General features: G+C 38.2%; 12 protein-coding genes and 1 riboswitch. All 12 genes read right to left on the bottom strand.

The genetic code is table 11. The features are described 5' to 3' along the window. Position 1: 1 nt before the first annotated feature. The 12 genes from ABE613_RS04185 to ABE613_RS04130 all read right to left on the bottom strand — a co-directional run bounded on the left by ABE613_RS04185 (position 2) and on the right by ABE613_RS04130 (position 12,035). A complete protein-coding gene (locus ABE613_RS04185; protein ID WP_235233237.1) occupies positions 2-1,027 on the bottom strand; it encodes a uroporphyrinogen decarboxylase family protein in 1,026 nt (341 codons plus the stop codon). Between the two features lie 14 nt (positions 1,028-1,041). After that, positions 1,042-1,692 (bottom strand): cobalamin B12-binding domain-containing protein, encoded by a 651-nt coding sequence (locus tag ABE613_RS04180; protein WP_235233238.1) that lies wholly within the window; start codon positions 1,690-1,692, stop codon positions 1,042-1,044. A 17-nt stretch (positions 1,693-1,709) separates the two neighbouring features. Continuing rightward, the gene (locus tag ABE613_RS04175; RefSeq protein WP_347375754.1) at positions 1,710-2,645 is read right to left on the bottom strand and encodes a CobW family GTP-binding protein; all 936 of its coding nucleotides are present in this window, start codon (positions 2,643-2,645) and stop codon (positions 1,710-1,712) included. A gap of 83 nt (positions 2,646-2,728) precedes the next feature. Beyond that, a riboswitch (cobalamin riboswitch) is annotated at positions 2,729-2,904 on the bottom strand. Positions 2,905-2,972: 68 nt separating this feature from the next. Further along, the gene (locus ABE613_RS04170) at positions 2,973-4,058 is read right to left on the bottom strand and encodes a uroporphyrinogen decarboxylase family protein (protein ID WP_347375753.1); all 1,086 of its coding nucleotides are present in this window, start codon (positions 4,056-4,058) and stop codon (positions 2,973-2,975) included. 12 nt (positions 4,059-4,070) lie between these two features. Next, on the bottom strand, positions 4,071-4,988 hold the full coding sequence (locus ABE613_RS04165) for an AEC family transporter (protein ID WP_347375752.1): 918 nt from the start codon (positions 4,986-4,988) through the stop codon (positions 4,071-4,073). A 111-nt stretch (positions 4,989-5,099) separates the two neighbouring features. After that, the gene (locus ABE613_RS04160; RefSeq protein ID WP_235233242.1) at positions 5,100-5,933 is read right to left on the bottom strand and encodes a MetQ/NlpA family ABC transporter substrate-binding protein; all 834 of its coding nucleotides are present in this window, start codon (positions 5,931-5,933) and stop codon (positions 5,100-5,102) included. A 74-nt stretch (positions 5,934-6,007) separates the two neighbouring features. Further along, entirely contained in the window at positions 6,008-6,676 is a 669-nt protein-coding gene (locus ABE613_RS04155; RefSeq protein WP_235233243.1) for a methionine ABC transporter permease, read from the bottom strand. Next, positions 6,676-7,677 (bottom strand): methionine ABC transporter ATP-binding protein, encoded by a 1,002-nt coding sequence (locus ABE613_RS04150; RefSeq protein WP_347375751.1) that lies wholly within the window; start codon positions 7,675-7,677, stop codon positions 6,676-6,678. The genes ABE613_RS04155 and ABE613_RS04150 overlap by 1 nt, the downstream gene beginning before the upstream one ends. Before the next feature lie 244 nt (positions 7,678-7,921). Next, complete coding sequence (locus ABE613_RS04145) at positions 7,922-9,082, bottom strand: double-cubane-cluster-containing anaerobic reductase (RefSeq protein ID WP_347375750.1); 1,161 nt, start codon at positions 9,080-9,082, stop codon at positions 7,922-7,924. Positions 9,083-9,187: 105 nt separating this feature from the next. Further along, on the bottom strand, positions 9,188-10,411 hold the full coding sequence (locus tag ABE613_RS04140) for a PucR family transcriptional regulator (protein WP_347375749.1): 1,224 nt from the start codon (positions 10,409-10,411) through the stop codon (positions 9,188-9,190). A 195-nt stretch (positions 10,412-10,606) separates the two neighbouring features. Beyond that, on the bottom strand, positions 10,607-11,353 hold the full coding sequence (locus ABE613_RS04135; RefSeq protein WP_328282621.1) for an amino acid ABC transporter ATP-binding protein: 747 nt from the start codon (positions 11,351-11,353) through the stop codon (positions 10,607-10,609). After that, entirely contained in the window at positions 11,343-12,035 is a 693-nt protein-coding gene (locus ABE613_RS04130) for an amino acid ABC transporter permease (RefSeq protein WP_235233740.1), read from the bottom strand. The genes ABE613_RS04135 and ABE613_RS04130 overlap by 11 nt, the downstream gene beginning before the upstream one ends. Positions 12,036-12,050: the final 15 nt, after the last annotated feature.

The raw sequence follows: 12,050 nt of genomic DNA, 5'->3' as shown, positions 1-12,050 counted from the left end.
CCTATCCGAACAATACTTTTTCTGCATCCTTTGCAGCTCTGATTGCTGCCCTCATGTTCTCATCCGGCGTTGACGGCGGTACGTCGCAGTCTCCGCTCAAAATAAACCGCCCATCCTTTGCAGCATCCATACATTCTTTATAAGAGAACTGGTACACTTCTTCTTCTGTTCCTTCCAGAAGAACAGAGACACAAGGGATGCTTCCCATTAATGCTACCTTATCTCCATATTCTTCTTTGATTTTCTTAGTACTGGTATCAGAAATATGCCAAGCATCTCCAGACTCATTTAACACCAGATCAAATCTGTCATCATATAATCCACAAGTATGCAGCACGATTGGTGCTCCATCGTCTTTGATTCTCTTTAATGCACGAATATTACTTTCCGAAATACATTTTTCATAGGATCTTCTTGAAATACAGTAGCCACCAAAATTCGGTGTCGGGAACCACAGGAAATCAACCCCGGCATCCGTAAGTACTTTACAGGACTCAACGACTGCATCTTCTACATAATCAGAAATTGCACGGAACAATTCCGGATTCTTTACCATCGCTTTAAATGCCGGTTTTGCTCCCATTAAGGTAAATGCTACCGCCGTCGGTGTATGTACGATTACAAATATAGGCTCGTCTGGTTCTTCTTTTCGCATCAACTCAATAGTCTTTAATATCCCTTTTAATCCCATACACTCTTCAGCTTTAAAGGGACGCAATTTTTTGATATCTTCTAATGAATGTACGACATCATCCCCATCTCCGACAATCTTACCTTCACTGTTCGGAAGATGGCCACCCATCATCCGGGCAATTCCACTATATGCACCAGCACACAAACCATCATATCCAAGTTCACGTCTGGTACCGACCATACATTTTGTAAGCTTCTCTGGATCCATCAATGCCTCTGGCATTGTATATCCATAGCGGGCAACCGGAAGTGAAAATGCATTCATAATTACGGGAATCCTATCGGCGCCTTTTCCTTCCAAAATTGCCTTTACCGCTTCTCTTTTTCCCATCATAGTATTCTTCCTCCTTATGCTGCTCCGACCAACTTCTTTGCAAACTCAACTGCTTCAATCGCACTTCTGGTATATCCGTCTGCACCAATACGTTCTGCGAACGCCGGAGATACCGGTGCTCCGCCGACCATAATCTTGACCTTATCACGAAGTCCTGCCTCTTTTAATTTCTCAATAACTGTAGCCATGCCCGGCATTGTTGTAGTCATTAACGAAGACATACATAAGATATCTACATCATTATCTCTGATATAGTCCACGAATGCATCCAAAGGCACATCTCGTCCCAGATCATGTACATCGAATCCTCCGGTCTCCATCATGATTCTCACAAGATTCTTCCCAATGTCATGAGTATCTCCTTCTACAACACCGATTAACACTTTACCAATACTTGTGTCTTCTGTGTCTGGCAGATATTTCTGGAACTCTTCGATTCCGGCATACATTGCATCAGAACATACAATCAGCTCCGGCACAAAGTATTCTCCTTCTTCATACATGGCACTGGCTCTCTTCATTCCATCAACCAGTCCTTCCAACATACCTTCCTGTGGATCATAACCGCATTCAATATACTCTTTGACCACGTCTACAACTTCCTCATCCTCCATATCAAACACACAGTCCGATAACTTCTGCAACAACTCTTCCTTTGCCTGCATCTTGCTTCCTCCTTGCATTATATAGAAAACAGCTCCCTAATCGCTGTTTCATCCAGATTACATCCTATAATAATAATCTTATCCACTTTCGTTCCTTTGCCGTTATCCGAGATATCTGCCACTTCCACAATGGATGGTGTAAAATCAAAATGCAACACTCTTCCATCCCCTGCTTTTACAATTCCTTTGGCACGCAGGACTTTTCCATATTTTTTATCCTTTAATCCATACAACGCCTTCTCTAATTCATGAGCAGTCATTTCTCTGGCATTTTCTATTGACATACTGGAAAATATCTTATCTGCGAAAGCCGGCGACATCATGATCTCTTCCATATCATCTTCCGGATTATTTTCATAATCTTCTGTCATATCCAAAAGCTCTAACAATGCTGCGCCTTCCATCTTACGCCAGTCATCTTCATATATAACAGCATCGGGATTTACCTCTCTTATCTCCGAAATCAATCGATTCTTTTCCTCTTTTGACACCTGTTCCAGATTACTCAATAATATAAGTCCTGCATTTTGAATCTGATCCAGGTAAAACGCACCGAAACCATCTATATAATCTTCAAACTCCGTAATATCTAATATTACAATCAATTTGGTAATTCTAAGATCTATTCCTTCCTTTTCTTTTGCCCGGCCACAGGCCTTTACAACATCTGTAAGTCTTCCCACACCAGAAGGTTCAATAACAATCCGATCCGGATGGAACTGCTCTGCAAGTTCTTTAATCCCTTTTTGGAAATCCAGCGCCAGACTGCAGCAGATACATCCTGCATACAATTCTTTAACCGGAAGATCCTCCTGAATCAATTCTCCATCAAGTCCCACATCCCCAAACTCATTCTCTATGACTACCGTTTTTCCCTTCAGAAGTGGTAGATATTTATTTAAAAAAGTTGTCTTTCCAGCTCCCAAAAAACCTGATACAATCTGTACTTCCATTCACTCACCCCTAAGACATGCTTTATAGCAGAAAAAAACGGTGCAGAAAAAGCAGCGTAAACACACCGCTTTCTCCCCACCGATAAGCTCGTTCATATATAGCAGGTCTCCTGACTTAACTTCTCCCTCTAATCCTGCCTTCCTCTATCCCAGAGTGGTATTCAGGTTATCGTCTGTCATACAGTAGAGCGGGCTGTTCTGGACTCTCACCAGATTTCCTTTTCAATGCCTATGCATCACTATATATGTTACTACTCATATGGTAGCATAAAATATCTTTTCATCCCAATTGATAATTCCAATAGTTTTATAGACAATTCCTATGAATTATATTTCTATCATTCCTTTTGGCATACAGCCTTTTTTCGCCCCTCTTCCGTAGATTGCTGCCGCATTCATGAATGCAATCATATTCTCTTTCGGCGTTCCTACCGGGGTTGTACATCCAGGGCACAGATTATATCCACAAGGATTATCGCCTGCATCTGCAATACATTTTTTTACATGTTCTTCAATATCTTTAACCGTCCCATTTCTCAGTACATCTACCGGCATTAGATTACCGCTGATAGCAATTCTGTTGCCATAACCCTCTTTCAATTCTTTCAAGCTCTCACAATTATCTACCCAGAATCCTGAAACACCGGCATCAACCACTTCCTGCCACCGGTCTTTTGTATGTCCACAAATATGAATAGACGTTGCTCCCTGAAATTCGTTCAATCTTTTAACAGCCTGTTTCAGATAAGGCACAAAGAATTCATTAAACTGTCTTTTACTTAAAAGATCCCGAGAAGCCATTGGCTCTGATAACATAAACTTAATTCCCAGTTTCTGATTCATATCTCTGCAGCACTTCACAATACAATCTGTGCTATATTGAAGAAGTCGATGTGCACCTTCTTTATTTTTCACTGTTGCTTTTAAGAACGTTTCTGTTCCAATCAGACTGGCAGCTGTTGTAAGTGGACCTGCAAGACCGCTGCCAAGAACCCGTTCTGATCCGAATCTTTCCTGTAGCCGTTCAAACGCTTCAATAATAATGGGGAATCTTCCGTCTTTTTCCACATTCACCAACTCCATGTTCTCCACATCTGAAAAGCTTTTTAATGCCGGTTCTAAAATATAAGACACATTTTGCTTTGGATACTCTAGTTTCGTCCCTAATGCCTCTACCAGTGTTCTTAGTCCTAATCCAATTCCCATATTATCTGCATGGAAATCTTCCGCCAGACGGCTCTCTACCTCTACCATCAAATCTGCCGAAAAATAATATTTACTAATAGGAATTCCATATAAGGGCGGCACAGTCTCACTTGCGCTAAGAGAGGTCGGGATTCTATCTACTTCCTCTCCTTGTGCATAAGCAATTGTACGTTCCTTTGGGGTCATTTCTAATTTGATCAATTCCATTTTTATTCCTCCCTACGCGCCACAAAACAGCATCATAAGCGGCACTGTTACAATTGATATAATCGTCGACATTGCAAATAATTCTGATGCATATATGGCATCTTTTCCGTAACGAAGTGCGAACAGGCTTCCTGTCACTCCCACTGGGCAGGCAGTCGCCAATACAATAACCGTCTTAACCGTATCTTCCACCGAAAACATTTTCAATAGTCCAATTAATAACATCGGCATAATGATTAATTTTACAAAACTCAGCCAATACAACCTTTTTTTTTGAAATGTATGCTTTAAGTCTGCCTGTGCAATATTAATTCCCGCTACCATCATAGCCATCGGCGTATTCATATTTGCAATCATTTCTAACGGTTCCTCAATAATCTTCGGCATCCTGATCTGTATAACAAAACAAATTACGCCCAATACAATCGCAATAATCGTAGGTGATGTGAATACCTTTTTCACTGATTTGAGATTCATTTTCCCAGACATCACAATAATTCCATGCGACCACAAAAGGAAATTTGCCAATGCCACATATGCTGTCATATAAAAAACTCCATCTTCGCCAAAAATGGCCTGTGCCATCGGAATTCCAATAAACCCGCAGTTAGAATACATAAGCGCAATGTGTTCCACTGCTGCATAATTTTTCTCCTGTTTGCATACAACTGCCTTACATATACACCATATAATTCCAAATGCAATCACCGACAGCAAAACAGAAATACATAATCCTGATGATAATTCCTTCGTAAAATCTTTTTGAAATGATGTAAATAACAGAATCGGTGTAAAAAGTGTCAGTACAAGATCCGACAATTTTTTGTTAATCTCTTCATCTACAATTCCTGTTTTATAGCCGAATACCCCCACTAATGCGAGAAATACCATAACCAATGTCTTATATAATGTAATCGATGCTAATCCCACAACCTTCCTCCTTTTCACCTTCCCAGGCAAACACACCTGTATTTAACTGGGAAGACGAAAAGGACAGCCAATAACTGTCTGCCCCTTTCCTCCTACCATCATTTAAATTCATTATTCCCAGCATGGAATCTGTGTTCCCTGTTTTTCTGTTTTAAAATACTCAGCCAGGTCATCACACTGAACAACTTCTGCAATCTCTTTTGCCCATTCAGCATCTTTATCTTCTTTTCTTACAGCAAATCCAACAGCATAAGTATCATTATCATCGGACTGGCAAAGATATCCTTCTGCAGAAAGTCCTGCATTTACCATATGACCAGCTGCAAGGCAGATTGCATCAGCATCTCCCAATGACTGTGGAAGCACAGACATCTCAGCTTCAATAAACTTAAAGTTATGAGGATTTTCTTTCACATCGTACATTGTAGGAACTTCAACAGAATCATCCAATGTAATTAATCCTTGCGCTTGAAGCATATTCAGACCACGTGCCTGATTTGTTGCGTCATTACAAAGACCAATAGTTGCTCCATCTGGAAGCTCTTCCACAGAATCCCATTTATTAGAATACATTGCAAATAAAGGATAGAAAGTTTTTGGTTCAATCATAACAAGATCTGTTCCATTTTCTGCATTGTAACTTTCCAGATAAGGGCCATGCTGATACCAGTTCATATCAAGGCTTCCTTCTGCAAGTGCTACATCTGGCTGAATGCTGTCATCAAACACACTTTCTTCCACTGTATATCCAAGAGCTTCAATCTCATCTCTTACAGCTTCCAGCTGATTTACCATATCAGCACGAATTCCAATTTTCACAACTTCTTTCTTTTCTGTAGATTCAGCAGCTGTGTCTTCACTTGAAGACTCTTTGCTTCCGCATCCTGCAAGCATTACTCCTGCCATAGCTATAACAAGAATGGCACTTAATAATCTTTTTTTCATAATTACCTCCTAAAATATTAATATATCTAAAAACAGAATTATTCTGTTATTATTCTGTTTTTATTCCATTATCTTTATTTTAACTTTTTATAAATCCAGTCACCAAAATATTGTATAATTGCAACCAGAACAATTAATATTGCACAAATCGAATACATAATCTGCTGATTAAAATTCTGATATCCATAAGTAAGCGCCACTGCTCCTAATCCGCCCGCTCCAACGGCTCCTGCCATGGCTGTTGCTCCAAGCAAATTAATAATCGCAAGACACAATCCAGAAATAATAGATGGTACTGATTCTTTTAACATTACTTTTATAACAATCTGCCATTTTGAAGCTCCAAATGACTGAGCTGCTTCAATTAACGCAGGATCAACTTCTTTAAAGCTATTTTGAAAAATTCTTGCCATAAATGGTGTACATGCAACGGTAAGCGGAACCAGTGCTGCTGTATCTCCTATAGAACTTCCCACAATCAGTCTTGTAAATGGAATGATAGAAACCATCAATATAATAAATGGGAAAGAGCGTATTGTATTCACGATAAAATCTAGGATCCTGTTGATTACAACATTTTCATATAATCCGCCTTTTTCAGTCACAATCAAGATAACCCCAAATACAAACCCTAAAATTGTTGATATAAAGCCTGAAATCAAAAGCATTTTCAAAGTATCAAAAAATGCCGGGACAATAATCATCTGACAAATCTGTGCAAATGTAAAATTTTTTAATGACATTATTCCTCTTCCTCCTCTTCCTCATCAACGACTTCTAATTCACGCCAATTAATCTGTTTCTTATCTAAATACTCAGTGACTTTCCCAAAGTGCTCATTATCCACATTGATAACGAAGATTCCCATACTTTCATTTTGATATTCCTGGATTTTACCGTTCAGGATTGGAAATACATATCCTAGATCAGAAGACATCTTTCCAAACAATTCTCCGTCATGAAGATCATTCACCATATGTGCAATCTGAAGGTTATGCCCAGTCTTCGGCAAATTTACTTTTTCTTCACCCAACAGTCTGCGAAGTGACTTTGGCTGTTTAATAAATATATCTTTTACTGTTCCTTCATCTGCAATCTTACCATGTTCCAAAATACAAGCCTTATTGCATGCCTTTCTAACCACTTCCATCTGATGTGTAACAATAACAATCGTAATTCCAATTTTCTGATTAATTTCCATCAAAAGATCCAGTATAGAATTGGTTGTCTTCGGATCTAATGCTGATGTTGCTTCATCACAAAGGAGAATCTGCGGATCCATCGTCAAAGCTCTTGCGATAGCAACCCTTTGCTTCTGACCTCCACTTAAGTTTCTAGGCTTTGCATTCATCTTATCCGTCAATCCAACTAATTCTAATAATTCTTTTACTTTTTTATCAATTTCCTCTTTTGAATATTTCCAGCATTGCATCGGAAGCGCTATATTCTGATATACCGTTTCTCTTTCCAACAAGGAGAAATGCTGAAATATCATTCCTACATGTCTGCGGAATTCTCTCAATTCTTTCTCTTTTAATTGATTAATCTCACATCCATTTACTACAAGGCTTCCTTCCTGATAGGAAGTCAGTCCATTAATACAGCGCAACAATGTCGACTTTCCCGCTCCACTTCGACCAACCAAAGCATAGATATCACCATCTTCAATTGTCAGATTAATATCTTCTAGAACGCTGCTACCATCATCTTCCCATACTTTTTTTAAATTCTTTATTTCAATCAATTTTCTTCCTCCTTGTACAACACTCTTACTATTTTATTGAAATAAGCCTTTAGTTTCATCATCTACAATTCCAATATTTTGTCATTCTATTGTGCATTGCGCACAATTTTACGCATTAATATTTGGTTATATTATTTATATAATCTATATATTCTTCTATTTATTTTTATCATCTATATAAGCTACAATTTCCCAAAGAAAAAAATGCTCACCGAAATGGTGAGCATCCAAATCTATTATATTATTATTTCATACGGAGCATTTCAATAAATGCCGCCATCCTTGTGTTCAACTGTCCAATATCCCCTTGCGAATAATCCGTAACAATATCAAGATATGGAATATGCTTTTCTTCATTGACAAAGTTACGAACACTAATTGATTCCATCTGAACAGAATGACATCCCGACAAAATCATCTCCACAACTCCATCGACTTTAAAGTCATCGATCATCCGGCCTAACAACTCAATACGATTATCATTTGGCGTCATAATCGCACACCCAATATAAAAATACTTTTTTGCGATCGCATCATATACATCCGGATTATTCTCATCTACTAATTTATCTATTACTTTTGCACCTGTACAATTTTCAAAAGCAACCACTACACCGCCGTTATCCTCAATTGCTTTCACGACTTTTTTCGAATCTCCACCAATTGGGCATCCTGTTATCAGTATTCTTGGACGATGTTCCTTCTTTGGTTTCTCTTCATACTCTTCCAGGATCTGATTCGTCAAAGCGTCCAATTCTTTTGGAACTTTCTCCAGATTCAACTTATACTTGCTTCCATATAATACATCAAGCAATTCCATCCCCATAATTGGAACTGGATCCAATTTCATGACTTCATACAAGCGTTTCAACGCTATCCTTCGTCGATTTTCAATCTGAATTGCATGCTTTATATCATCTTCCGTAATAACAACTTGAAATTTTTCTTCCAAATAATGTCTCAGGCGGATAATCTCCTGCTTCCACAACTCAAGTCCTTTTTCAGACTGAATATTGGGAAGTTCCATCACAAAGACATCCTTAAATTCCGCCATCATCTCATACATCTTTTTCTTTCCGTCGCATGTCGTCTCTCCAACAACAAGATCAGAAAAATGAAAATATGGACATCTGTCAGAAATTGCATATCCATAGCTAGATTTAATTAAGGGGCAAATATTTTTCGGCAATATACTCTCTGCAATCTGAACCGTTTCTTCGGATGACGAGCATAATCCTACCGGCACAGCTCCCATAGCAATTGCTATTTCACGCGGAAAGTAAGAGCAATACGCTCCTATTATAGGAGTTCCCTTTTCTTTAAATTCCTTTATAGTTAAAAAAGACTGTTTTTTTTGCTCTGCAAATTCTTCAAAAATCTCAGGAAGCTCTTTAATAATATTCATATTAACTCTCCTCACACATTATCATTTTTATCTTAGCATACGCTTCCCAAAATTCCAATTGTTCTCCATACAAACATTGTTACCTCAATTATGCAAACTGCACAATCACATGCTCTGCTCCTGAAGCATAATACTGAGCATTAAACGCCTGGAAACTACCGGATCATTAATATCTACATCCAATATTTCATTAATTTTCCCAAGCCTATAGATCATCGTATTCCGATGAATATATAACTTCTTTGATGTCATGCTTACATTATTGCCATGAAGCAAATATTCTTTTAATGTATTATAAAATTCAGTCCCTTTCGCTTCATCCTCGTATTTTAATTGTAAAAGCTTATCTTCCAGATATCTCGCTTTCCCAATATAAGGCGCTGCACAGGAACAAACGATCTGAATATAGTAATCATATTCCATATATAGTCTCTTATCCGGTTCCACTTTTCGCCCAATCTCAAGTGCTCTTAACGCCATAAAACTTTTTTTATCAATCAGTTCACTTTTTTCAAATACATCACTAAATCCACAGAGCATATCATACTTCTCGCAGATTTCATCCAAAATATGTCGTATAATTCCTTCTGTTTCTTCCAGATGAATATCGCAAAATAATACACACAATGTACGTTCCTTAATATATACAAATGAATTGTGATATACATCCATTATCTGATTTCCGGCTTTCTGAAGCTGGATCATGCTATCTTTTTTTAATTCCAGAGTAGCAACAATAAATGGTGCTTTTACATATGCATCATACATTTCCTGCATACCCTTAAGTCTCAACCGTTCTTCAGTTTCTCCTTCAAACAAGCTCCTTGCAATCATACGCCTAAGGGTAGACGAATGATAATGGACCTGTGTTCCATAACGTTCAAGCACCATTCCCAACGCCTGACAGGTGATGTCATTTACCTGACAAATCATCTCTTTTTCATCTTCTGACATCTCCGCATCTGAAGAAATCATTTCGATGCAAAAGCCTTCCGTATTTCCTTTGACTTCTATAGAATTAACTACTTTATACTCTCCATCATCTTCTATATAAGTAGATGTTTTTTGTTCATTCTTATTTTGACATTCTATACATTTAGAGATAATTTTAATCATAGATTCCTTGTAAGCAATCTCTTGTTCTGACAGACATCCTATATCCAGTTTTTTGTCAGAAGCAGCCAGTACTTTTCCTCCGATATCCACTACCAAAAAAGATACTTCCGCATAATCTGCAATACTGTTGATTACTTTTTGCATATTACATTCTGTACTTAATATTTCAAATACTTTTCTGTAACAGACATTTAAGTCAAAATTCTCTTTCATGTATATATGCCCCCATTTTGCGACATCATTTACCATTCTAAAAACACTTTTAAATATTGATTTTATTATATTAAAGATAAAAATCTCTGTCCAATCGTTAATGTCTATATTCGGGTTCACTTATAGTAATAGTCAATTTTATATAAAAAAGGATATCTCATTTTGTAAGATATCCTTTTAACACATCATATTCTATTACAATATCTTCGATAAGAACTCCTGAAGTCTCGGATCCTTCGGATGTTCAAAGAACTCTTTCGGAGTTCCCTGTTCTTTGATCTGTCCTTCATCCATAAAAATAACTCTGGAAGCGACTTCTTTGGCAAATCCCATCTCATGGGTCACTACCACCATCGTCATTCCATCTTTCGCAAGCTGCTTCATCAACTCCAGAACTTCACCGACCATCTCTGGATCAAGGGCTGATGTCGGCTCATCAAAAAGCATAACATCTGGATCCATTGCCAGGGAACGGATAATCGCAATGCGCTGCTTCTGTCCGCCTGATAATTGAGATGGATAAGCATTTGCTTTTTCCTGCAGCCCAACCAATTCCAACAGTTCCATTGCCCGCTTCTGCGCATCTTCTGTCTTCTGTCCGAGAAGCTTGATTGGTGCCAGCGTAATATTCTGCAGAATCGTCTTATGCGGGAACAGATTAAAGTGCTGGAATACCATTCCCATCTTCTGACGATGCTTATTAATGTCTACATTTTTATCTGTTATATCAACACCTTCAAAATACACATGGCCTCTGGAAGGTACTTCTAACAGATTCAATGAACGCAGGAAAGTAGATTTTCCAGAACCAGACGGTCCAACGATTACTACTACCTCCCCTTTCTTTATTTCCTCGGAAACTCCGTTAAGCGCGTGCAGTTCCCCGAAGATCTTATGTAATCCTTCTACCTTAATTAAGGTATCTCCTTGATTAGTGGTCACTGCTTCTTAACCTCCTTTCCAGAATATTTACAAGCTTTGTAAATATAAGTACCATTGCAAGATAAATCAATGCAACAGCGATCAAAGGCATAAAAGCGTCATATGTACGACTTCTGATGATATCTCCGCCTTTGGTAAGATCCTGCAGGGCAATATAACCAGATACAGACGTCTCTTTCAAAAGTACAATAAACTCATTTCCCAAAGCCGGCAAAACATTCTTAAATGCCTGCGGCATTATAATATAAATCATAGTCTGGGCGTAATTAAATCCAAGACTTCTTCCTGCCTCGAACTGCCCGCTGTCCACAGACATAATTCCCGAACGGAAGATCTCTGCCACGTACGCTCCCGAATTCAATCCGAACGCCATTACTGCAACAATTACCTTGCTGATATCCATACTTCCGAAAATTACAAAATAGATAATCAACAGCTGTACAACTACTGGTGTTCCACGGATTACTGTCAGATAAAGCTTACAAATTGCGTTCAAAATCTTAAGTTTTCCTGTCTTATCACAAGTGGAGCGGACTACTGCTACCAGAAAACCTAATACAATACCGATCAAAACTGCAAAAAACGTTACCCTGAGTGTAACACCCAATCCATCCAGTATATATTTCCAACGGTCATCTTTTATAAAATTAAGATAAAATTTATCCTGAAATGTCTGTAACATACCCTACATCCTTAC

The organism is Dorea chungnamensis (genome assembly GCF_039832125.1).
Lineage (GTDB): Bacteria > Bacillota > Clostridia > Lachnospirales > Lachnospiraceae > JAFBIX01.
Note: the sequence above shows the minus strand (reverse complement) of the source record. Positions and strands in the feature narration are given on the sequence as shown.